Source organism: Pseudomonas frigoris (genome assembly GCF_047758635.1).
GTDB lineage: Bacteria > Pseudomonadota > Gammaproteobacteria > Pseudomonadales > Pseudomonadaceae > Aquipseudomonas > Aquipseudomonas frigoris.
The window spans coordinates 2,994,907-3,017,977 of record NZ_CP180479.1 but is presented as its reverse complement, the minus strand read 5'-3'; the positions used below and the strand labels follow the sequence as shown (position 1 = coordinate 3,017,977).

General features: G+C 60.7%; 22 protein-coding genes. 8 read left to right on the top strand and 14 right to left on the bottom strand.

Going from position 1 to position 23,071, the window contains the following annotated elements; genetic code table 11:
• The first annotated feature begins 86 nt into the window (after positions 1 to 86).
• Both ACMXYH_RS13870 and preA read left to right on the top strand, forming a co-directional pair.
• Positions 87 to 1,454, top strand: coding sequence for an NAD(P)-dependent oxidoreductase (locus ACMXYH_RS13870; RefSeq protein WP_415767694.1), 1,368 nt, complete (start codon positions 87 to 89; stop codon positions 1,452 to 1,454).
• A complete protein-coding gene (preA, locus tag ACMXYH_RS13865) occupies positions 1,455 to 2,729 on the top strand; it encodes an NAD-dependent dihydropyrimidine dehydrogenase subunit PreA (RefSeq protein WP_415767415.1) in 1,275 nt (424 codons plus the stop codon). It abuts the gene before it with no gap.
• A 107-nt stretch (positions 2,730 to 2,836) separates the two neighbouring features.
• Here preA and ACMXYH_RS13860 read toward each other — a convergent pair whose 3' ends face one another.
• On the bottom strand, positions 2,837 to 3,457 hold the full coding sequence (locus tag ACMXYH_RS13860) for a TetR/AcrR family transcriptional regulator (RefSeq protein ID WP_008149783.1): 621 nt from the start codon (positions 3,455 to 3,457) through the stop codon (positions 2,837 to 2,839).
• Positions 3,458 to 3,597: 140 nt separating this feature from the next.
• Between ACMXYH_RS13860 and copC the strand changes: the two genes are divergently transcribed.
• From copC to ACMXYH_RS13830, 6 genes are all read left to right on the top strand, one after another.
• Positions 3,598 to 3,963, top strand: coding sequence for a copper homeostasis periplasmic binding protein CopC (gene copC / locus ACMXYH_RS13855; protein WP_415767414.1), 366 nt, complete (start codon positions 3,598 to 3,600; stop codon positions 3,961 to 3,963).
• A gap of 3 nt (positions 3,964 to 3,966) precedes the next feature.
• Positions 3,967 to 4,827: a copper homeostasis membrane protein CopD gene (gene copD / locus ACMXYH_RS13850; RefSeq protein ID WP_415767413.1), complete on the top strand. Its 861-nt coding sequence runs from the start codon at positions 3,967 to 3,969 to the stop codon at positions 4,825 to 4,827.
• A gap of 189 nt (positions 4,828 to 5,016) precedes the next feature.
• Entirely contained in the window at positions 5,017 to 6,315 is a 1,299-nt protein-coding gene (locus ACMXYH_RS13845) for an OprD family porin (RefSeq protein ID WP_415767412.1), read from the top strand.
• A gap of 277 nt (positions 6,316 to 6,592) precedes the next feature.
• The gene (locus ACMXYH_RS13840; RefSeq protein ID WP_415767411.1) at positions 6,593 to 7,417 is read left to right on the top strand and encodes an NAD-dependent epimerase/dehydratase family protein; all 825 of its coding nucleotides are present in this window, start codon (positions 6,593 to 6,595) and stop codon (positions 7,415 to 7,417) included.
• 53 nt (positions 7,418 to 7,470) lie between these two features.
• Entirely contained in the window at positions 7,471 to 8,355 is an 885-nt protein-coding gene (locus ACMXYH_RS13835; protein ID WP_415767410.1) for an SMP-30/gluconolactonase/LRE family protein, read from the top strand.
• Positions 8,352 to 9,227, top strand: a complete 876-nt coding sequence (locus ACMXYH_RS13830; protein ID WP_129444847.1) for an aldose 1-epimerase — start codon at positions 8,352 to 8,354, stop codon at positions 9,225 to 9,227. Before ACMXYH_RS13835 ends, ACMXYH_RS13830 begins: the two co-directional genes overlap by 4 nt.
• Here ACMXYH_RS13830 and ACMXYH_RS13825 read toward each other — a convergent pair.
• The 13 genes from ACMXYH_RS13825 to pedF all read right to left on the bottom strand — a co-directional run bounded on the left by ACMXYH_RS13825 (position 9,212) and on the right by pedF (position 22,840).
• On the bottom strand, positions 9,212 to 10,939 hold the full coding sequence (locus tag ACMXYH_RS13825) for a hybrid sensor histidine kinase/response regulator (RefSeq protein ID WP_415767409.1): 1,728 nt from the start codon (positions 10,937 to 10,939) through the stop codon (positions 9,212 to 9,214). The two genes, ACMXYH_RS13830 and ACMXYH_RS13825, sit on opposite strands and share 16 nt — an antisense overlap.
• Positions 10,923 to 12,086: an alcohol dehydrogenase-like regulatory protein ErcA gene (ercA, locus tag ACMXYH_RS13820; RefSeq protein WP_129444849.1), complete on the bottom strand. Its 1,164-nt coding sequence runs from the start codon at positions 12,084 to 12,086 to the stop codon at positions 10,923 to 10,925. Before ercA ends, ACMXYH_RS13825 begins: the two co-directional genes overlap by 17 nt.
• Before the next feature lie 232 nt (positions 12,087 to 12,318).
• Entirely contained in the window at positions 12,319 to 13,461 is a 1,143-nt protein-coding gene (gene pqqE / locus ACMXYH_RS13815) for a pyrroloquinoline quinone biosynthesis protein PqqE (RefSeq protein WP_415767408.1), read from the bottom strand.
• Positions 13,439 to 13,711 carry a pyrroloquinoline quinone biosynthesis peptide chaperone PqqD gene (pqqD, locus tag ACMXYH_RS13810; RefSeq protein ID WP_415767407.1) on the bottom strand — a complete coding sequence of 91 codons (273 nt, stop codon included), beginning with the start codon at positions 13,709 to 13,711 and terminating at the stop codon, positions 13,439 to 13,441. Before pqqD ends, pqqE begins: the two co-directional genes overlap by 23 nt.
• Complete coding sequence (gene pqqC, locus ACMXYH_RS13805) at positions 13,708 to 14,460, bottom strand: pyrroloquinoline-quinone synthase PqqC (protein WP_415767406.1); 753 nt, start codon at positions 14,458 to 14,460, stop codon at positions 13,708 to 13,710. The genes pqqD and pqqC overlap by 4 nt, the downstream gene beginning before the upstream one ends.
• 144 nt (positions 14,461 to 14,604) lie before the next feature.
• The gene (gene pqqB, locus ACMXYH_RS13800; RefSeq protein ID WP_415767405.1) at positions 14,605 to 15,519 is read right to left on the bottom strand and encodes a pyrroloquinoline quinone biosynthesis protein PqqB; all 915 of its coding nucleotides are present in this window, start codon (positions 15,517 to 15,519) and stop codon (positions 14,605 to 14,607) included.
• A gap of 55 nt (positions 15,520 to 15,574) precedes the next feature.
• Positions 15,575 to 15,646 carry a pyrroloquinoline quinone precursor peptide PqqA gene (gene pqqA / locus ACMXYH_RS13795; protein ID WP_003253598.1) on the bottom strand — a complete coding sequence of 24 codons (72 nt, stop codon included), beginning with the start codon at positions 15,644 to 15,646 and terminating at the stop codon, positions 15,575 to 15,577.
• A 257-nt stretch (positions 15,647 to 15,903) separates the two neighbouring features.
• Positions 15,904 to 17,424 (bottom strand): acetaldehyde dehydrogenase ExaC, encoded by a 1,521-nt coding sequence (gene exaC, locus ACMXYH_RS13790; protein WP_129444854.1) that lies wholly within the window; start codon positions 17,422 to 17,424, stop codon positions 15,904 to 15,906.
• A 265-nt stretch (positions 17,425 to 17,689) separates the two neighbouring features.
• Positions 17,690 to 19,468 carry a PQQ-dependent methanol/ethanol family dehydrogenase gene (locus tag ACMXYH_RS13785; RefSeq protein WP_415767404.1) on the bottom strand — a complete coding sequence of 593 codons (1,779 nt, stop codon included), beginning with the start codon at positions 19,466 to 19,468 and terminating at the stop codon, positions 17,690 to 17,692.
• Positions 19,469 to 19,783: 315 nt separating this feature from the next.
• A complete protein-coding gene (locus tag ACMXYH_RS13780) occupies positions 19,784 to 20,722 on the bottom strand; it encodes a quinoprotein relay system zinc metallohydrolase 1 (RefSeq protein WP_415767403.1) in 939 nt (312 codons plus the stop codon).
• Between the two features lie 16 nt (positions 20,723 to 20,738).
• Positions 20,739 to 21,500, bottom strand: a complete 762-nt coding sequence (locus tag ACMXYH_RS13775) for a quinoprotein dehydrogenase-associated SoxYZ-like carrier (RefSeq protein ID WP_415767402.1) — start codon at positions 21,498 to 21,500, stop codon at positions 20,739 to 20,741.
• Entirely contained in the window at positions 21,500 to 22,375 is an 876-nt protein-coding gene (locus ACMXYH_RS13770) for a substrate-binding periplasmic protein (RefSeq protein WP_415767401.1), read from the bottom strand. The genes ACMXYH_RS13775 and ACMXYH_RS13770 overlap by 1 nt, the downstream gene beginning before the upstream one ends.
• 3 nt (positions 22,376 to 22,378) lie before the next feature.
• A complete protein-coding gene (gene pedF / locus ACMXYH_RS13765; RefSeq protein WP_415767400.1) occupies positions 22,379 to 22,840 on the bottom strand; it encodes a cytochrome c-550 PedF in 462 nt (153 codons plus the stop codon).
• Positions 22,841 to 23,071 lie beyond the last annotated feature (231 nt).

The window sequence follows — 23,071 nt, the reverse complement described above, 5'->3', positions numbered from 1 at the left end:
CTTGCTCGCGATAGGGCCAGTCCAGACAACAAAAAAATCCAATGCCCGATAGAGGCATCACCTCAATTAACCGTGAGGCCAACACCGTGATCAAGACCCTGAACCACCTCCCGCATCCGCACGAGAATGCGGCCGCCCTCGCCGGCCATTTCACCGATCTGGCACCGCCGCTCAACGATCGCCAGGCCCATCTGGAAGCCTCGCGTTGCCTGTACTGCTACGACGCGCCCTGCGTGAATGCCTGTCCGAGCGAAATCGATATTCCGTCGTTCATCCGCAACATCCATCAGGAGAACGTTCAGGGCGCCGCGCAGAAAATCCTCTCGGCGAACATCCTCGGCGGCAGTTGCGCCCGGGTGTGCCCGACGGAAGTGCTTTGCCAGCAAGCCTGCGTGCGCAACAACGACCATGAATGCGCACCGGTACTGATCGGCCTGTTACAGCGTTACGCCGTCGACAACGCACACTTCAACGAACACCCCTTCCAACGTGCTGCATCAACCGGCAAGCGCATCGCCGTGGTCGGCGCCGGTCCGGCCGGGTTGTCCTGCGCTCACCGCAGTGCCATGCACGGTCATGACGTGGTGATTTTCGAGGCACGGGAAAAGGCTGGCGGCCTCAACGAATACGGGATCGCCAAGTACAAACTGGTGGACGACTACGCGCAGAAGGAGCTTGAGTTCCTATTGGAAATCGGCGGCATCGAAATCCGCCACGGGCAAAAACTTGGAGAGAACCTGACCTTAAGCGAGCTGCATCAGCAGTTCGACGCGGTGTTCCTCGGCCTCGGTCTGGCCGCCAGCAAACAGCTGGGGCTTGCTCATGAAGATGCACCCGGCCTGCTGGCCGCCACCGATTACATCCGCGAACTACGTCAGGCCGGTGACCTGACCCAACTCCCCCTCGCTGACCGTTGTATCGTTTTGGGTGCCGGCAACACCGCCATCGACATGGCGGTGCAAATGGCTCGCCTCGGGGCACGCGACGTCAACCTGGTGTACCGCCGCGGTGTCGAGGAAATGGGCGCCACCGGCCACGAACAGGACATCGCCAAAGCCAATCAAGTGCGTTTGCTGACTTGGGCACAACCCGAAGAAGTCCTGCTCGATGCTCAAGGCCAAGTACGCGGCATGCGCTTCGCCCGGACCTGGTTAGTCGAAGGTCGCCTGCAAACCACCGGCGAAACCTTCGAACTGGCCGCTGACGCAATCTTCAAAGCCATCGGCCAGGCCTTCGACGCCAGCGCCCTCGTCGACCCGCTGGCCGGTGAACTCAAGCGTCAGGGTGAGCGGATTCAAGTGGACGAAAACCTGCGCACCAGCATCCCCGGCGTATACGCCGGCGGCGACTGCACCAGTCTCGATCAGGACCTCACCGTGCAGGCCGTACAGCACGGCAAACGGGCCGCCGAGGCCATCAACGCCCAACTCATGCTCAACGTGGAGGCTGCGTAAATGGCCGATCTCTCGATTGTCTTCGCCGGCATCAAAGCCCCCAATCCGTTCTGGCTGGCCTCCGCGCCACCCACCGACAAGGCCTACAACGTGGTCCGCGCCTTCGAGGCCGGCTGGGGTGGCGTGGTCTGGAAAACCCTGGGTGAAGACCCGGCGGCGGTCAACGTGTCGTCGCGTTACTCGGCGCACTTCGGTGCCAACCGCGAAGTGGTGGGCTTCAACAACATCGAGCTGATCACCGATCGCTCGCTGGAGATCAACCTGCGGGAAATCACTCAGGTCAAAAAGGACTGGCCGGACCGTGCGCTGATCGTGTCGCTGATGGTGCCCTGCGTCGAAGAATCCTGGAAATTCATTCTGCCGCTGGTGGAAGCCACCGGCGCCGATGGCATCGAGCTGAACTTCGGTTGCCCGCACGGTATGCCGGAGCGCGGCATGGGCGCGGCGGTCGGCCAGGTACCGGAGTATGTCGAGCAGGTCACCCGTTGGTGCAAGACGTATTGCTCGCTGCCGGTGATCGTCAAGCTCACGCCGAACATCACCGACATTCGCGTCGCCGCCCGCGCAGCTCATCGTGGCGGCGCGGATGCGGTGTCGCTGATCAACACGATCAACTCGATCACCAGCGTCAACCTGGAGCGCATGGTCGCCAATCCCGCGGTGGGCAGCCAAAGCACCCACGGTGGTTATTGCGGTTCGGCGGTGAAGCCGATTGCGCTGAACATGGTCGCTGAAATCGCCCGCGATCCACAGACGCAAGGCCTGCCGATCTCCGGCATTGGCGGCATTGGCAGCTGGCGCGACGCGGCGGAATTCATCGCGCTGGGCAGCGGCTCGGTGCAGGTGTGCACGGCGGCGATGCTGCATGGCTTCCGGATTGTCGAGGAGATGAAGGACGGTTTATCGCGTTGGATGGACAGTCAAGGCTACGCCAGCGTGTCAGAGTTTTCCGGGCGTGCGGTGGGCAATACCACGGACTGGAAGTACCTGGACATCAACTATCAAGTGATTGCCAGGATTGACCAGGAGGCCTGCATTGGTTGCGGTCGTTGCCACATTGCTTGCGAAGACACTTCACACCAGGCGGTTGCGAGCCTGAAGCAGGCGGACGGGACGCATAAATATGAAGTGATTGATGATGAGTGCGTGGGGTGCAATCTGTGTCAGATCACGTGCCCGGTGCAGGATTGTATCGAGATGGTGCCGATGGAGAACAGGAAGCCGTTTCTGGATTGGAACCATGATCCGCGCAATCCTTACCACGTCGCTGTTTGATCGTTGAAGATCAAGGGATCGCAGCCTCGTTTCACTCGACAGCTCCTACAGGGTTACACAATCCCTCGTAGGAGCTGTCGAGTGAAACGAGGCTGCGATCTTTTGATTCACGGCTCCAACCCGATTCCCCGCAAGATCACACTCGTCACCGTCTGCACCGCCCGCTCGAACTGCATGTCCGACAACGGCTGATGGTCATTCAGAATATTCACCTGATGATCAAAGTCGGCGTAATGCTGGGTCGACGCCCAGATCATGTACAGCAGGCTCGAAGGTTCCACCGGCAGGATGCGTTTGTCGTCCACCCACTGGCGAATTTTCGCTTCTTTCATCTTGGCCCAGTCGTACAGACTGACGTCCAGTTTCTCACCCAGAGTCGGCGCACCATGGATGATTTCGTTGGCCCAGACCTTGGAGCCGTAAGGCCGGCTGCGGGAGTGGTTCATCTTGGCGCGGATGTAGCTGCTGAGCACCACGCGCGGGTCGTCGAACATCTCGAAGCACAGGGCATCCTGTTTCCACACTTCCAGCAAACCCAACAGCACTGCGCTGTACAGCTCACTCTTGGTGCTGAAGTAGTAATGCAGGTTGGAGCGCGGCAGTTGCACTTCGGCGGCGATGTCGGCCATGGCGGTGCCGCCGAAACCTTTTTCGGCGAAAACCTTTTCGGCCCCCAACAGAATTTTCTCGACGTTACTGCGACGAATCTCGATCTTGTGATTGCCCATGAGGGCTCCCTGACAACAGCGTTGCTCAAGACTAGCATCCGCTCTACCTCGCGGCGACAAGGGAAAACGAAACTTCGTACGCCCAGCTTCTCGCAGGTAAACTGACCGCCTTTTCGAACCTGCCTCAGAGGTATTCCACGATGCTGCTCAAGAAAACCCTGACCACCGTCACCCTGCTCGGCTCGCTGTTCGCCGCTTCATCGGTGTTTGCCCACGCCCATCTGAAAGACCAGACCCCGGCCGCCGACAGCACAGTGAGCGCGCCGTCGGAACTGCGCCTGGTGTTTTCGGAAGGCGTTGAAGCGACCTTTTCCAAGGTCACGATCAGCAAGGACGGCGTCCCCGTTGCAGTGAAAAGCTTGGCTACCGAAGGCAGCGACAAGAAAACCCTGATCGTCACCCCGGCCGCACCGTTCGCTGCGGGTGCCTACAAAGTCGAATGGCACGCGGTGTCGGTCGATACCCACAAAAGCGAAGGTGCTTACAGCTTCAAGGTTGGCCAGTAATTCATGTCGAGCGCGATGGTGCTTTGCCGCTTTCTGCATTTCACCGTTGTGCTGATGCTGTTCGGGGCGTGGGTCTTCAGGCCTCTATTGGTCAATGGCGACGCTGGAAATCTGGATCAGCGACTGACGAAGACAAGCCGCTGGCTGGCGGCGGTGGCGTTGGTCACTGGCGTTAGCTGGTTGCTGCTGATCACCGCCAGCATGGCCGGTTCGTGGGACGCGGCATTCGATCCTCCGACCCTGCAACTGGTGCTGGGCAAGACGTTTTTCGGGCAGGTCTGGCGCTGGCACTTGCTGCTCAATGCGTTGTTGGTCGCGCTGCTAATGACGCCATTGCGCTCAAACCTACCCCTGCGAATCGGCCTCGCCAGCCTGCTGCTGGCCACCCTAGCCCCGGTCGGCCACGGAGCCATGCTCGACGGTCTCAACGGCCAATTGCTGATCCTCAATCAAATCATCCACCTGACCTGCGTCGGCGCCTGGCTCGGCGGCTTGATGTTGTTGGTGATGATCCTGCGGCAACCGACAGAGCATTCAATCAAAGCGACCTTGCAACGCTTCAGCGGCGTTGGTTACGTATTGGTGGCGGGGTTGGTGATGACCGGTTTGATCAACGTACGGGTACTCACCGGGCAATTCTGGCCGACGCCGTTGCTGTCCGGGTTTGCGCTGATTCTGTTGATCAAGGTTGTGCTGGTCGCCGCGATGTTGGGGTTGGCGTTGTTCAATCGGTTGCGGATCAAGCATTGCGAGCAACGACTGCCAACGCTGAAAACCAGCGTGATCATGGAATGGTTTCTGGGGATGGGAGCGGTGGCTGCCGTTTCTTTACTCGGCACGATGCCGCCGATGATCGTGAGCTAAAACACAAAACCCTGTGGGATCGCCGCACCGCCGCTCCCACAGGGGTTCTTCGACATGCCCCTGATTGAGCCGAGTCATCGTACAACTTCTGATTGACATTCCCCGTAACACTTGCAAATAATCCGCCCCGATGTTGTACGACGACGTATAACAAAAAATAAAAACAACAAGAAACACGGGAGCGTCACTGTGAGCAAGCTCGTCCGCAATTCCTCCGTTTGCACCCCTCGCCCAGCCTTCGCACTCCGTCATACCCTGAGCCTGATCGGTTGCAGCAGCCTGGCCCTCGCCCTGCCCATGACCAGTCATGCCGAAGGTTTCGTCGATGACGCCAAAGCCACGCTGAACCTGCGCAACTTCTACATCAACCGCAACTTCACGAACCCGGCCTACCCGCAGGGCAAGGCTGAAGAGTGGACGCAAAGCTTCATCCTCGATGCCAAATCCGGATTCACCCAGGGCCCCGTCGGGTTCGGCATGGATGTGCTGGGCCTGTACTCGGAAAAACTCGACGGAGGCAAAGGCACGCGCGGTACCTCGTTGCTGCCGATTCATGACGACGGCCGCCCGGCCGACAATTTCGGGCGCCTGGGTGTGGCGCTGAAAGGGAAAGTTTCGAAAACCGAATTGAAGGTCGGCGAATGGATGCCGGTGTTGCCGATCCTGCGCTCCGACGACGGCCGCTCCCTGCCGCAAACCTTCCGTGGTGGTCAGGTGACATCCACCGAGATCAGTGGCCTGACGCTCTACGGCGGCCAGTTCCGCGCCAACAGCCCGCGCAACGATGCGAGCATGCAAGACATGTTCATGAACGGCAAATCGGCTGCCTTCACCTCGGACCGTTTCAACTTTGGCGGCGGTGAATATGCGTTCAACGAGAAGCGCACCCAGGTCGGCGTCTGGTACGCGCAACTCAGCGACATTTATCAGCAGCAGTATTTCAACCTGAGCCACAGCCAGCCCATCGGCGACTGGACCCTCGGCGCCAACCTTGGCTACTTCATCGGCAAGGAAGACGGCAGCGCCCTGGCCGGCGACCTCGACAACAAAACCGCGTTCGCCATGCTCTCGGCCAAATACGGCGGCAGCACCTTCTTTGTCGGCCTGCAAAAACTCACCGGCGACGATGTCTGGATGCGGGTCAACGGCACCAGCGGCGGCACCCTGGCCAACGACAGCTACAACTCCAGCTACGACAACGCCAAGGAAAAATCCTGGCAGCTGCGCCACGACTACAATTTTGTGGCGCTCGGCATTCCCGGCCTGACGATGATGAACCGCTACATCAGCGGCGATAACGTGCACACAGGCACCATTACCGACGGCAGGGAATGGGGCCGCGAGTCAGAACTGGCTTACACCGTGCAGAGCGGCGCGCTGAAGAATCTCAACGTCAAATGGCGTAATGCGTCGATCCGCAAGGACTTCAGCACCAATGAATTCGACGAAAACCGCATTATCATCAACTACCCGATCTCGTTGTTGTAAGCCGAGGGGCGGGGGATCAACACGAGCCCTGTGGGAGCGAGCTTGCTCGCGAAAGTGGTGGGTCAGGCAATGGAGATGTTGAATGTGCAGGCCTCTTCGCGAGCAAGCTCGCTCCCACAAAGAGCTTCACAGGGTCAGCGGATGCAGGAAACAACCCTCCGTCAATTTCAGCCGATGACGCGTTGACAACGACCTGAGACCCTAACGATACTTCAATCTAGTCGTACGACAACCTACAACAAATTCAATAACAATGACTGCTTGCTCAGGGACTTCCATGACCATCACTACTCAAGCCCGCACTCCTTTCAATCGTCTACTCCTGACCGGTGCCGCCGGTGGCCTCGGCAAAGTCCTGCGCGAACGCCTGCGGCCCTACGCCAATGTAATTCGCCTGTCGGACATCACTGACATCGCCCCGGCCATCGATGACCGTGAAGAAGTCGTGCCCTGCGACCTGGCAGACAAGCAAGCAGTCCATCAGTTGGTTGAAGGCGTGGACGCAATCCTGCACTTTGGTGGCGTGTCGACGGAGCACTCGTTCGAAGAGATCCTCGGCGCCAACATCTGCGGCGTGTTCCACATCTATGAAGCCGCTCGCCGTCATGGTGTGAAGCGGGTGATTTTCGCCAGTTCCAACCACGTGATCGGCTTCTATAAGCAGGATGAAGTCATCGACGCCCACTCCCCTCGCCGCCCGGACAGCTACTACGGCTTGTCCAAGTCCTACGGCGAAGACATGGCCAGTTTCTACTTCGATCGCTATGGCATCGAGACCGTCAGCGTGCGCATCGGCTCCTCGTTCGCGGAACCGCTCAACCGCCGAATGATGAGCACCTGGTTGAGCTTCGGCGACCTGACTCAATTGCTCGAATGCGCGCTGTACGCCCCCAATGTCGGCCACACCGTGGTCTACGGCATGTCCGACAACAAGAACGTCTGGTGGGACAACCGTTTCGCCACCTGCCTGGGTTATGAACCTCAGGACAGTTCCGAAGTGTTCCGCGAAAAAGTCGAAGCCCAACCGATGCCGGCCGCTGACGACCCGGCTCGGGTCTACCAGGGTGGTGCGTTTGTCGCGTCCGGCCCGTTCGGCGACTGAACCCGCGTACCTCACTTGATCCCAACAACAAAAACCCGAGGGGATGAGTTGTCATGCAAGCCGAATTGATTGTCGATGCCCGCAACGCAGTCGGTGAATGCCCGGTCTGGGTCCCCGAGGAAAACGCCCTGTATTGGGTCGATATTCCCGTCGGAGGCCTGCAACGCTGGAGCGCCGAAACCGGCCATGTTCACGCCTGGACAGCACCGGAAATGCTCGCCTGCATTGCACGTCACAGCAACGGCGGCTGGGTTGCCGGGATGCAAAGCGGGTTCTTTCATCTGCACCCGCATAACGATGGCAGCCTCGACAGCAACCTCCTGGCTCCGGTCGAACACGCCCGCACCGATATGCGCCTGAACGATGGTCGCTGCGATCGTCAGGGGCGCTTCTGGGCGGGCAGCATGGTGCTGAACATGGGGGCCAACGCTGCCGACGGCTCGCTTTACCGCTACAGCGCCGGGCAACGCGGGCCACTCGAGGCGCAACTCAGCGGGTTTATCGTGCCCAACGGCCTGGGTTTCAGCCCGGACGGGCGAACGATGTACCTGTCTGACTCTCATCCCCTGGTCCAGCAAATCTGGGCCTTTGACTACGACATCGACAGCGGCATACCGTCCAACCGGCGGCTGTTTGTCGACATGCATCAACTCCCTGGTCGTCCCGATGGCGCAGCGGTCGATGCCGAAGGCGGCTACTGGATTTGTGCTAATGACGCCGGGCTGATTCACCGCTTCACTCCCGACGGCCGACTGGACCGTTCCCTCTCCGTACCGGTGAAAAAACCGAGCATGTGCGCCTTCGGTGGCAGTCGTCTGGACACACTGTTCGTGACCTCGATCCGCCTCGGCGACGACCATGACGAACAGTCACTGGCCGGCGGTGTGTTCGCCCTCAATCCCGGGGTGAAAGGTTTGCCGGAGCCGAAGGTAATATGACGCCAACGCTGCTTGAACTCGAAGACGAATTCACCCATCTCACCCTCGCCCCGGAACTCGGTGGCAGCATCGTCAACTGGAGCGTGCGCGGCACGGGTTTGCCGCTGTTGCGCCACAGCGATGCTCACGCGCTGAACACCGGTCTGCCGGGAAAACTCGGGTGTTTTCCCTTGGCACCGTGGTCGAACCGCATTGCCGAAGGCGGCTTTGAATGCCCCGATGGCTGGCTGGCGCTGACACCCAACAGCCTCACCGATCCCCTGCCGATTCACGGCAGCGCCTGGCAACAGCCGTGGCAGGTGGTTTCGCAGACGCGCGATGAAGTCGTCCTGCAACTCGACAGCACCACGCCCTTCGCCTATCGCGCCCGGCAACGATTCCATCTGCGCGAAGGCAAGCTGAGCATTGATCTTAAGGTCACCCATCTGGCCGAAAGCCCTGCCTGGCATGGGCTCGGCTTGCATCCTTACTTTCCGCGTACCACGGGCACCCAGTTGCAGGCGCAAGCCCGGCACGTCTGGTTGTGTGACGGAACAAAACTGCCGACACACCTCAGTGCGTTGCCGGCCGAATGGGATTTCCAGTCGCTCAAGGCGCTGCCCGACACATTGGTCGACAACGGCTTCTGCGAATGGGACGGCCACTGCCTGATCCGCCAGCCAGCGCTGGGCTATGAGCTGGAATGCCGCGCCACCGGCAGCGATTACTTCCTGCTCTACTGCCCGGTGGGCCTGGATTTTTTCTGTATCGAACCGGTGAGCCACCCGGTCAATGCGCATCACCTGCCCGGTCGACCGGGGTTGCGATTGCTGGAGCAAGGCGAGTCAGCCGAGCTCGGTTTCAGCCTGCACTATCGCTACCCCAGCAACTGACTCAGCACCGCACGCAACTTGCCGGGTTTCACCGGTTTGTTCAGCAGCGGTGCATCGAGTCTCTGCAATGAGCGCCGACACTGGTCCGTGCGGTCTGCGGTGATGATGACCGCGGGAATCACCTGGTGGTAATGCTCGCGCAAATGCCTGACCACATCACACCCCACCACCCCGTGATCGAGGTGGTAGTCCGCCAGAATCAGTTCCGGCGGTCGCCCCTGCAAGGCGGCCAGTGCGGAAAATTCATCCGTGGCCGTGACCACCTCGCAGCCCCATTGCCCGAGCAGCGCGCTCATGCTTTCGAGGATGCTCACTTCATTGTCCAGTACCAGCAAACGTCGGCCCGGCAATGGATTTCCGGTGCCCGGCAGGGGCGCGGCCAGACTGATCGGCAGCGGAACGTCATGGGAAATCGGCACATCGATGCTGAACATCGAACCGCGCCCCGGCAACGAATGAACCCCGACTTTATAGCCGAGGATCTTGGCAATCCGTTCAACGATCGCCAACCCCAGGCCCACACCCTTGCGGTCGGCGGCGCGTCCGACGTCCAGTTGGTTGAACTCGAGGAAGATCGAATCCAGCCGGTCCGCCGCGATCCCGCGCCCGGTGTCCCAGACTTCCAGGCGCAGCATTTCACCCCGGCGTCTGGCACCCAGCAGGATGCTGCCCTCGTCGGTGTAGCGGCAGGCGTTGCTGAGGAAGTTGCGCAGAATCCGCGTCATCAGGCGCAAGTCAGTGCTGATGGCGTAATCGCCCATGTGCACCCGCAAGTTTAACCCTGCGGCTTCGGCCACTGACTGGAACTCCGACACCAGCGGCGCGAGCAATTCGTCGAGACGGTACAGCGCAATGTCCGGTTTGACCGCCGCCTGATCGAGCCGGGAAATATCCAGCAAATCGGTGAGCAAATCCTCCGCCCCTTCCAGCGCCTGATGCGTACGCTCCACCAGCACCTGTTCGACGTCGGGAAGCTTGCGTTCGCGCAAGGTGGAGATCAGCAAACGCGCGGCATTGAGCGGTTGCAGCAGGTCATGACTGGCGGCGGCGAGGTATTTGTCCTTGCTGCGATTGGCGGCCTCGGCGGCGTCCCGGGCATCGCGCAAGGCTTGGGCGATCTGTTTACGCTGGGTGATCTGCTGTTGCAGGTTGCGGTTGGCTTCCAGCAACTCGTCGGTGCGCGCGGTGACGCGCTGCTCCAGTTCGTCGTTGAGTTGCTGCAGGCGCTGCTGGGCGAGTTTGCGTTCGGTGATGTCGGCGACAAACCCCTCCACCAGCCCTTCCTGATCGGGCTTGAGCAACAGGTTCATCAGCACGTCGAGGCTGCTGCCATCCTTGCGCCGCAATTGGGTTTCGTAGCCGAGCAGGCTGCGCTCGCGCTTGAGCAGTTCACCGATGTTTTCCAGTTCTTGAGCGCCGCCGACAAACAGGTTACTCGCCAGATCGGCCAGCGAGAACAGCACTTCCTGAGGGTCCTGATAGCCGAGCATCCGCGCCAGGGCCGGGTTGGCGGCACGCATGCCTTCCAGGAGGCTTGCCTGAAAGATTCCGTGGACCGCATTTTCGAACAACCATTTGTAGCGATTGCGCTCGGTTTCCAGCTCGTCGAGGCGCGCGGCCAGTTCCGGGTAATGGCTCTTGCGCGCCGAGTGGCTGCCTAATCCCAGTAACCCCGCCAGCGCCCGTTGCTGTTCGTCAGAGGGCTTCGCCATAGACGACCTCGACATCACGCTGACTGGACTCGCGCGGGTTGGTCAAGATGCACGGGTCGTGCATGGCGTGTTGTGACAGGAACGGAATGTCCGCAGTGCTGACCCCGTGCAATCCCAGGGTTTCGTGGAAGCCGATCGCATGTTTCAGAGCGATCAGATGTTCGACCAGACGCCCGCAAATCTGCCGGTGATTCAAGCCACGGCAATCGATGCCAAAGGTCTCGGCGATCACCTTGAAGCGTTCCGGTGCCGAGTTGTAGTTGAACGCCACCACGTGTTCCACCAACACCGCGTTGCACAGCCCATGAGGCAAATCGAGAAAGCCACCGAGGCTGTGGGACATGGCGTGCACCGCGCCGAGGATCGCGTTGGAGAACGCCAGCCCGGCCTGCATGCTGCCGAGCATGATTTTCTCGCGCAGGGCGATGTCGTTCGGATTGGCGATCATCTGCACCAGGTTGCCGTTGATCAGGCGCATCGCCTCCAGCGCATGGGGATCGGTCAACGGCCCGTGACCGGTTGACACAAACGCTTCGATGGCATGCACCAACGCATCGATGCCGGTACAGGCCGACAGGAACGGGTCCATGCTCAACGTGGTTTCCGGGTCGATCAACGACACGTCCGGGACCACCGCCTTACTGACGATGGAGAACTTCATGCGTTCTTGCTGGTTGGAGATGATCACGAATTGCGAGACATCGGCCGAGGTGCCGGCGGTGGTTGGAATCAGGATCAGCGGCGGGCTGGGGATACGGATGGTGTCCACGCCTTCGAATTCGAGGATGCTGCGTCCATGAGCGACGACAATGCCGATGCCTTTGCCGCAATCCATCGGGCTGCCGCCACCGACGGCCACGATCACATCGCAATGATTTTCCCGGTACAGATCGGCGCCGAGCATCACTTCTTCGACCCGAGGGTTGGGCGAGACCGCGCTGTACAGGAAATACTCGATGCCCTGGGCTTGCAGGCTGGCCTCGACATCGGCGACCCAACCGGCGGCAATCACACCGGGATCGCTGACCAGCAGCACCTTGCGGGCACCAAAGGTTTTGGCGCAATTGCCGACGTTGTGCCGGCAGCCGGCACCAAAGATGATTTCAGGCGAAACGAATTTACGCAGCTGGCTGAGACTCTGGCTCATTGGAAAGCCTGTTTTTATTGTTTTGGAAGGTAATGTCCACACTAAAGCATCCGGCTGTGAATGCAATCAGACCAATGGGTAGCAGGCCGGTGTACTCAGACTCTGAATTCACCAGAGACCCCCTGTGGGAGCGAGCTTGCTCGCGATAGCGGACTTCCAGCAGCAATGATGTTGCCTGACACTCCGCTATCGCGAGCAAGCCCGCTCCCACAGGGGATTTGTGTCGCTCGATTCATCCGCGGTAGATCAGTCGCGAAGCCTTCTCGCTACGCAACGTCAGGTGTTCCATGCCTAGCCCCGGTGCCTCGGCTTCCTCGCGGGCCTTGAGAATCACACCGTGGTGCGGGGACTTGCTGCACACCGGGTCAGCGTTGGCGGCGTCGCCGGTCAGCATGAATGCCTGGCAGCGGCAGCCGCCCAGATCCTTGTGCTTTTCATCGCAGGAGCGGCACGGCTCTTTCATCCAGTCATCGCCACGAAAGCGATTGAAACCGAAAGAATCAGTCCAGATATGCTCGATGCTGTGCTCGCGCACATTGGGGAACTGCACCGGCAACTGGCGGGCGCTGTGGCAAGGCAACGCCGTGCCGTCGGGGGTGATGTCGAGAAACAGATTGGCCCAGCCGTTCATGCAGGTCTTGGGACGCTCTTCGTAGTAATCCGGGGTGACGAAGATCAACTTGCACGGGTGGCCCTGCGCTTCAAGACGCTCGCGATATGAGTGGGTGATGCGCTCGGCACGCTGCAATTGTTCGCGCGTGGGCAACAGGCCAACGCGGTTGAGCTCGGCCCAGCCGTAGAACTGGCACGTCGCCAACTCGACGAAATCCGCCTCCAGTTCCAGGCACAAGTCGATGATCTGCGCGATCTGGTCGATGTTGTGCCGATGGGTGACGAAGTTCAGCACCATCGGGTAGCCCTGGGCCTTTACCGCCCGGGCCATCGCCAGTTTCTGGGCGAAGGCCTTGCGCGAGCCGGCGAGCATGTTGTTCACCGCTTCGTCGGCAGCCTGGAAGCTGATCTGGATATGGTCCAGCCCCGCGACCTTGAAATCGCGCACTTTCTGCTCGGTCAGGCCGATGCCCGAGGTGATCAGGTTGGTGTAGTAACCCATGTCCCGGGCGGCCTTGATCAGCTCGGCCAAGTCCTGACGAACCAACGGTTCACCGCCGGAAAAGCCCAGTTGCGCGGCGCCCATCTCTCTGGCTTCGCGGAACACCCGGATCCACTCTTCGGTGCTCAACTCTTCGCCTGATTGGGCAAAGTCCAGCGGGTTGGAGCAATACGGGCATTGCAGCGGGCAACGATAGGTCAGCTCCGCCAACAGCCACAGCGGCGGGCCCGGAGGCGAGTCACTCGATCCAGAATTGAGCATGGGCCACCTCCAGAAACGCCAGCACATCTTCGTCGATCCCCGGTACGCCGGGGAAATTCGCAGACAGTCGATCAATGATCGCCGCAACGCTGCGCTGGCCGTCCACCAGATCAAGGATCTGCCCGGCACTGGTGTTGAGTTTGATCATGCCTTCGGGGTACAGCAGCACGTGACAGTCCTGACGAGGTTCCCATTGCAGGCGAAAACCCTGACGCAGCGACGGTGATTGCTCGCGGTTGATCAGGCTCACAGGGCAATCCCCCGGTGCCAGACGTTCTCGGTGGTGACGGTGTGATACGGCGGGCGCTCCAGCTCGTAGGCCATGCTCATGGCGTCGAGCATGCTCCACAGCACGTCGAGCTTGAATTGCAAGATTTCCAGCATGCGTTGCTGGCCTTCGACCGTGACGTAGTGCGCGAGGGTGATGCGCAAGCCATGCTCGACATCCCGTCGAGCCTGACTCAGGCGATTACGGAAATAGTCGTAACCGCCGACGTCGATCCAAGGGTAATGGGTTGGCCAGGCATCGAGTCGGGATTGGTGGATCTGTGGCGCAAATAGCTCGGTCAGCGAACTGCTGGCGGCTTCCTGCCAACAGGCGCGACGGGAGAAATTGACGTAGGCGTCGACGGCGAAACGGACACCGGGCAGCACCAATTCCTGTGAGAGGATTTGCTCGCGATCCAGCCCCACCGCTTCGCCCAGCCGCAGCCAGGCTTCGATCCCGCCTTCGCTGCCGGGCACGCCGTCGTGATCGAGGATTCGTTGCAACCATTCCCGGCGCACGTCGCGGTCCGGGCAGTTGGCGAGAATCGCGGCGTCCTTCAGGGGGATGTTCACCTGATAGTAGAAGCGATTGGCGACCCAGCCCTGAATCTGCTCACGACTGGAGCGCCCGCCGTACATGGCTTGGTGGAATGGATGGTGGATGTGGTAATAGGCGCCTTTGGCGCGCAGGGCCGCTTCGAATTCGGCGGGGGACATTGGGGTGTCAGTCATTGCGGTTCTCCGGGGAATCTGCGGTGTCTGCTCTGGCGCCTTCGCGAGCAAGCCCGCTCCCACATTGGTTCTCTGTTGTTCACACATTTTGTGTCCAGTGGAGATCCCCTGTGGGAGCGGGCTTGCTCGCGAAGGGGCCCTCCGCTATAGCTCAATACTCATGCCGTCAAACGCCACTTCAATCCCGCGCCGCTCCAGCAGCGCCCGCTCGGCCGAGTCTTCATCGAGGATCGGGTTGGTGTTGTTGATGTGGATCAGCACCTTGCGCTGGCGGGTGAAGCCTTCAAGGATTTCGAGCATGCCGCCAGGGCCGCTTTGCGACAGGTGACCCATTTCACTGCCCAGGTTCTGGCCGACTTCGCAGACTCGCATCTCGTCGTCGCGCCACAAGGTGCCGTCCAGCAACAGGCAATCGGCGCGTTGCATCCAGCTCAGAACCTCGTCGTCGACCTGTCCCAGGCCCGGCGCGTAGAACAGCGAAGCGCCGCTGCGCCGATCTTCGATAAACAAGCCGATGGTGTCGCCCGGCTGCGGATTGCCGCGATTGGGCGAATACGGCGGTGCGTTGCTGACCAAGGGGATCGCGCGAAATCGCAGGTGCGCGCAAGCCGGGATGCTGAAGGGCTCGCGGTCGAGCCCGACCGGTTGCCACTGCAACCCGCCGTTCCAGTGTTTGAGCATGGTGAACAACGGGAAGCCGCTGCTCAGGTCTTCATGGACCCGTTCGGTGCACCAGACCGAATGAGGGCAGCCTTCGCGCAGACTCAACAGGCCGGTGCAGTGGTCGATCTGGCTGTCCAGCAGGACGACGCCGGCAATCGCAGTATCCCCCACCCGGCGCGCCGGTTGCAGCGGCGCGAAACTCTCAAGTTGCGCGCGAATGTCCGGTGAAGCATTGCACAGCACCCAATCCACACCGTTGTCGCTCAGGGCAATCGAGGACTGGGTGCGCCGTTGGGCCCGCAGGCTGCCATCGCGCATCGCGGCGCACTGTCGGCAATTGCAATTCCATTGCGGAAAACCACCGCCAGCGGCGGATCCGAGAACGCGAATGTGCATGGGCAATGCTCCAGAAGGCAGGCCCGGCCAACGTAACGACTGGCCGGGTGAACAATCAGCGGTTGGCGAAATACATCGTCACTTCGAAGCCAATGCGCAGATCGGTAAACGCGGGTTTAGTCCACATGGGTCAATCCTCTTTTTGTGCCGGACGATTCCGGTAAAGCCATTAATGCACGGGGCGCCAGGCACCCGAATGCTACTTTCGAACGAGGTGGCGGCGTGCATTGGTAGGGGGTGGTGCGCGGTTTTTCAGTACACACAAAACCAATGTGGGAGCGAGCTTGCTCGCGATGGCGGTGTATCAGTCAACTGTGATGTTGAATGTACTGGCCTCATCGCGAGCAAGCTCGCTCCCACAGGGTTTTGCGGTGTTCTTACGGGTTAGAAGAACCCCATCGGATTGATGTCGTAGCTCACCAGCAGGTTTTTGGTCTGCTGATAATGGTCGAGCATCATCTTGTGGTTTTCACGACCGACACCGGATTTCTTGTAGCCACCGAACGCGGCGTGTGCCGGGTACAGGTGGTAGCAGTTGGTCCAGACACGCCCGGCCTTGATCGCCCGACCCATGCGGTAGGCACGGTTGATGTCGCGGGTCCACAGGCCGGCGCCGAGGCCGAACTCGCTGTCGTTGGCAATCGCCAGGGCTTCGGCTTCGTCCTTGAAGGTGGTGATACCCACCACCGGGCCGAAGATTTCTTCCTGGAACACGCGCATTTTATTGTGGCCCTTGAGCAGGGTCGGCTGGATGTAGTAACCCGTCGACAAGTCGCCCTCAAGACGTTCGGCCGCGCCGCCGGTGAGCAGCTCGGCACCCTCCTCCTGAGCAATTTTCAGGTACGAGAGAATCTTGTCGTATTGCTGCTCGGACGCCTGGGCGCCGACCATGGTTTCGGTGTCCAGCGGGTTGCCGCGCTTGATCTTGACGATCTTCTTCATCACCACTTTCATGAAGTCGTCGTAGATCGACTCCTGCACCAGCGCTCGCGATGGACAGGTGCAGACTTCGCCCTGGTTGAAGAACGCCAGCACCAGACCTTCGGCGGCCTTCTCGATGAACTGCGGCTCGGCTTGCATGATGTCTTCGAAGAAAATGTTCGGCGACTTGCCGCCCAGTTCGACAGTGCTCGGAATGATGTTCTCGGCCGCGCATTTCATGATGTGCGCGCCAATCGGGGTGGAACCGGTGAAGGCGATCTTGGCAATGCGCTTGCTGGTGGCCAACGCCTCACCCGCTTCGCGACCGAAGCCCTGAACGATGTTCAGCACGCCGGCCGGCAGCAAATCGGCGATCAGCTCGGCGAAGACCATGATCGACAGCGGCGTCTGCTCGGCGGGTTTGAGTACCACGCAGTTACCGGCGGCCAGGGCCGGGGCGAGTTTCCAGGCGGCCATCAGCAGCGGGAAGTTCCACGGAATGATCTGTCCGACCACGCCCAATGGCTCGTGGAAGTGATAGGCGGTGGTCAGCTCGTTGATCTCGGCGGCACCGCCCTCTTGAGCGCGGATGCAACCGGCGAAGTAACGGAAATGGTCGGCGGCCAGTGGCACGTCGGCGTTGAGGGTCTCGCGCACGGCTTTGCCGTTGTCCCAGGTTTCGGTGACGGCGAGGATTTCCAGGTTCTGTTCGATGCGGTCGGCAATTTTCAGCAGCACCAGGGAGCGGTCCTGCGCCGAGGTCTTGCCCCAGGCATCGGCGGCGGCATGCGCTGCGTCGAGGGCTTTTTCGATGTCGGCGGCGCTGGAGCGAGGGAATTCGGCGATCACTTCACCGGTGACCGGCGAAGAGTTGGTGAAGTACTCACCATTGACCGGGGCGACGAACTCGCCGCCGATGAAATTGCCGTAGCGCGGTTTAAACGTAACGACGGCGCCAGGTGTACCAGGTTGTGCGTAGATCATGGTGGGCCTCTGTCTGGGTCGGTGCCTGTCGGGCAAACAGGCGATGAATCGATAGTAGAGAGCCCTGCGCGTCAGACGAATGCGCCGTTGGCAGGAGGACTCTCGTTATTTGGTAGTAGATTTGCCCACATCTCCATGTGGCAAATCCTCCCTGTGGGAGCGGGCTTGCTCGCGAAGGCGGTGTGTCAGTCAACCGATGTGTTGAATGTGACGCCGCTTTCGCGAGCAAGCCCGCTCCCACAGGGGTTATGCGGTGGACTCAGAGTTAGTGCTTGGCCACTACAAGGTCTTTCGGCAGTTTGAACGTCCAGAGCATGCCACCCTGGTTGAAGTCCTTGATGCGCTTGGCCACTTCGCCGCCCCACAGCGGAACAGCACCGCCCCAACCGGACAGCACCGAGACGTACTGTTCGCCGTCCATTTCCCAGGTCACAGGCGAGCCGAGTACGCCGGAGCCGGTCTGGAATTCCCAGACTTTCTCGCCGGTCTTGGCATTGAACGCCTGCAGGAAACCTTCCGGCGTACCGGTGAACACCAGGTTGCCCTTGGTGGTCAGCACGCCGCCCCACAGCGGTGCGTAGTTCTTGTGGCGCCACACTTCCTTGCCGGTTTTCGGGTCGATGGCGCGCAGCACGCCGATGTAGTCTTCATTCAACGGTTTGATGGTGAAACCGGCACCGAGGAACGCCGCGCCTTTTTTGTAGGCGATGCCTTCGTTCCAGATGTCCATGCCCCATTCGTTGGACGGCACGTAGAACAGCCCGGTGTCCTTGTTGTAGGCCATCGGCATCCAGTTTTTCGCGCCGAGGAATGCCGGGGCTACGAATACCGAACTACCTTTGGCTTCGGTGCCCGGTGCGCCTGGACGGCTGGCTTCGTTGTAGATCGGCCGACCATCTTTATCCAGGCCGGTGGCCCAGGTGATCTTGTCCACGAACGGGAAGCCGCGAATGAATTTGCCGTTGGTGCGGTCCAGCACGTAGAAAAAACCGTTACGGTCAGCGGTCGCGGCGGCTTTGATCTCTTTGCCGCCTTCGGTGTAGTTGAACGAGACCAGCTCGTTCACGCCGTCATAGTCCCAGCCGTCGTGAGGCGTACTCTGGAAGTGCCATTTGATCGTGCCATCGTCCGGGTTGAGCGCCAGACGCGACGAGGAGTAGAGGTTGTCGCCAGGGCGCAAGTGCGAGTTCCACGGTGCCGGGTTGCCGGTGCCGAACAGCAGCAGATTGGTTTCAGGGTCGTAGTAACCGCCCAGCCAAGGCGCCGCGCCACCGGTTTTCCAGAGATCGCCGGGCCAGGTCTTGCCAGCTTCACCGCCGGAGATGCCGTTCTCCACCGCTTTGCCGTCCTTGTAGACATAACCCATGTGGCCTTCGACGGTGGGCCGGGTCCACAGCAGGTCGCCGTTTTTCGGGTCGTAGGCTTCGATCTTGCCGACCACCCCGAACTCGCCACCGGCGACACCGGTGATCAGTTTGCCGTTGATCACCAACGGCGCGGCACTGATCGAATAGCCTTCCTTGTGGTCGGCGACTTTCTTGCTCCAGACGACTTTGCCGGTGTCTTTGTTCAGGGCCACGAGCTTGGCGTCGAGGGTACCGAAGATCACCAGGTCGCCGTACAGCGCGACACCACGGTTGATCACGTCGCAGCAAGGACGGATGTCATCGGGCAGGCGCGCATCGTATTGCCAGAGCTTCTTGCCGGTGCGCGCATCCACCGCAAACACTCGCGAGTAAGAACCGGTCATGTACATCACGCCGTCCTTGATCATCGGCTGTGCTTGCTGACCGCGTTGTTTTTCACCGCCGAAGGAGAACGCCCAGACCGGCCGCAAGTCCTTCACGTTGTTGACGTTGAGCGTGTCCAGCGGGCTGTAGCGCTGACCCTGGACGCCCAGACCGTTGGTGACGATCTGCTCCGGGTTCTTGGGGTCCTGGAGAATGTCTTGATCGGTGACGCCGGCCAGCGCGGTGCCGGACAACAGCATGGCACTGAGCAGCACGCTCAAGACGAAGGGTTGGCGACGTGCGGGTTGGGTCATGACGGCTACCTCTGCAGTTTTTGTTATACCTGGGAAATTTTCCCGGTCTGGTGCAGATTCTTGGGTGCCGCCGCCCTTGGAACAATTGCCCGCAGTGCTGAGATTGCTAGTTCCTTAGTAGCGGGTCGGGTGATGCCAACCCGTTAAGTCTCACCTCGACCTGTAGCAGCTGGCGGAGCCTGCGTTCGGCTGCGTAGCAGTCGTAAATCCGTTTTGCACGGTTTTCCTGATGCACCGCGAGCGCTGATTTTACGACTGCTGCGCAGTCGAACGCAGGCTTCGCCAGCTGCTACAAGGGGTTGCGTCGCCGCTGGGTCACTTGTTCGCGGCGGAATCGACTCGGTTCATCTGTGCGCGTTCGTAACGCGGATACAGATGGCTGACGCTGCGGATCAGCTCGTAGCGGCTCAGAGTGATCCCGGCGAAACGCTCGGGAATGGGACTGCGGATCATCTCGGCCATGTCGCTGCCATTGGCGGCACCATCGCGCATCAACTGGTCGAGCCAGCTGAGGTAGTCACGCATTTGCTCGAAGGGCTGTTGATCGCTGGCCACCGGTCCATGGCCGGGCACGATTAGCGTCCATGACAGGCCTTGAAGCGTGGCGATGTCCGCCAGCCACACTGCCAACCCCGGACTGTTGGGCGTGGTCAGCGCCCGTTGGTAAAACACCAGATCCCCGGCAAACAGCACGCCGGTTTTCTGGTCGAGAATAGCCAGATCCGCGCCCGTGTGCCCACCCAGGCCCAGCAGACGCAGATCGTGATCCCCAAAACTTCTCACGCCGGGTGTCAGCGTCCGGGTCGGCAACACCACTTCGGTGCCGCGCATCCAGTCGCCCACCAGTCGATACATGTTCTCGGCCATGGCATCGCCCTGCTGATGCAACAGCTCGGTGGTGCCGGCCAGCGCACCGATCGGCACGTCAGTGAAGGCCTGGCTGCCGAGTACATGATCAGGATGATGATGGGTCAGCAGCACCTCGATCACCGGTTTGTCGGTGATCGAGGTAATCGCCTTGCGCATCGCTTCGCCGTAGCGTTTCGACGGCCCGGTGTCGATCACCACCACCCCGTGCTCGGTGACGATGAACGCGGTGTTGACGATGTTGCCGCCGTTCGCCTTGGCGAAATTGTCCGTACTGCCTTCCAGCAGCCAGGTGTCTTCGGCGATCTGCCGGGGTTTGAGTGAGTACTCGAGGTCGGCCAGGGCCGGCAGGCTCAGGCTCATAAACAACAGCAGCATCCAGCGCATCACGCGCTCCTTTGGGTCAGGGTATGGCCGCATCGAATTGATTGCCGCTGTTGTCCCGCAGCATCAGGCGCGTCTGCCCTGCCCCTTCGATGTCGAAGGCCAGGTTGGGGTTTTCGCTGACGGCGGGAAACAGCTCCAGACGGGCCAGCAGTTGATCGTGCTGATCCCGCAGTTCGGCATGGTTGATGAAGAATTCCGGGATGCCGCTGACCATGCCGTTGTCCATCGGATGCGCCACCTGCAAGCGCACACGGCTGAATTCGCCACGGGGATAACGACCGCCCAGCACTTCGCCAATGTGCTCTTCCCAGCCCGGCTGAGTGCGCACCACACTCGGCGCCGTGCAACCGCCGCCGGCCGCATCGATCAGGGTCGAGCCGACATGCCAGACCCCATCGCGGGTCAGTACCGCCGCGCGCAACGGCGTGGCCTGTTCAATACGGATGCGGATCGACAGCCACGGCAGCACCCGGTCCAGCGGCTGGAAATCGACAATTTTCGGCAACGGGTTGAGTTCAGCCCAGGCGAGGATTTTCACCACCTCGCCCTTGAACGCTCGCGCGTCGATTTCCAACGGCACTTGCCGGGCGTCTTCGGCGAACGGTGGCGCGAGCAGCTTGACCCGCTCGTCGAACACGAACGGCGCATCGCCAAGCATCTGCTTGTGATAGAAGGCCCACATCACCGACGGCACCGGGTCTTTGCCCGGGTCGATGTCCACGGCGTGCGCGACGATGGGTAGCCAACAGGCCAATAGACAACCTGCTCGCCAGTTCACTATTGATACATCTCGGGCACGTCATAGCGCAGGCCGTAATGGCCATAAATGGTTTTGACCGAGCCCTCGCGGATCAAGGCTTCCAGCGCCTCTTCCACGGCATAGGCCAGTTGACGGTTGCTTTCATGCACCGCCATGCCGATCTCCCAAAGTTGCTTGCCCATGTTCGGGTAGGCGTTTTCCGCCAGCGCCACTTGCGGGTCCGCCGCTTCATGCACTTGCCAGTCGATCTCGCCGCGCATGGCCATGACCGCGTCGACTTCACCGGCCTTCATGGCCGCGAACGCTTGAGGTACACCGGAATAGTGATGCGTTTTGGCGGCGAGCATGCCGCTGAACACCGAGGTCAGGTAGAACGACGGCACGCTGTCGACTTCGACGCCGATCGGGTGGTGCTCGAACACCGCGACGCTGCCCACCGACTCCAGCCGGCGGCGGTCATAGGCGACCTGCCATTGTTCGTTCTGGTACGGCCCGAACATCACCACATGGCCGTTTTCCAGCTCACCCAGTTCATTGCGCTTCTGCGCGTAATCGCGATCGTACGGCACGCGCATCATCAGGTCGGCCAGTTGCAGATCGTGCAACTGACTGGCACGCCAGATGTAATCGCGCAGGTCGTCGTCGAGCTTCTCGCCGGCCGGCGCCCAAATCAACGTCAGCCTCACGCCGAGAGCCTTGGCCAAGGCCTGGGCGAGTTCGACATCAACGCCACGGGCCTGGCCGGCGTCTTCAAAACTGTAGGGGGCGAAGTCCTTGTAGACCGCCACTTTCAGCTCCCCGGCGGCGATCATTTCGTCATAGGTACGGACCTGCGCCTGCACTGCCTGGCAGCACAGCAACACAGCGCTGATCAACACAGCGAGCAGGCGCATGGGTTACTCCTCGACGTGAACGCTGTCCAGATAGGTGCGTACCGCCCACAAGGCTTCCTGGCTCAGGTAGTCGGCCATCTTCGGCATGTAGACCCGGCCATCACGCACGGCGCCGTGGCGCACGCGTTCGACGAACCACTCATCTCCGGCATCAGCGACATCGAGCATGCGCAAATCGGGGGCGATGCCGCCGGATTTGGCTTCCAGGCCATGGCAGGCCGCACAGTTCTGGTTGTACGCCGAGGAGCCGATTTCCAGGGCCTTATCATGTTCCGGCGAGGCGCGGTAAGGGTTCACCGATGCCCAACCATCGGCATCGAGCGATACGCCGGCGTCCTTGATCGGGGTCAGGCCCGGGGTTTCCACCGCTTGCGGCACCACGTTGCCGTGGGCCCAGACGGAACCTGCGCTGATAAACCCGGCCAGCAGTCCGGCAACGAGTAAGGCGTTGCGTTTTGTTGTCATTGTTATGCCCTCTTGATTGCACGCAAAACCTCTTTGAAGAGGCTATGGCACCCATCTTAGGAAGGGCTTCGCGCAAGCCCCATGCTGCTTTGGTGGTCGCCGCCTAGTTCCTTGGTAGTAGGGCCTGTGGCGCGCACCCGGGTACGCTTCCGGCGCCTTTACTACCTTGGTACTGGCTCACTGGTACTTTCTGCATATTTCCTTCTGCCTCACAGCGTTCCTATGCTGGCG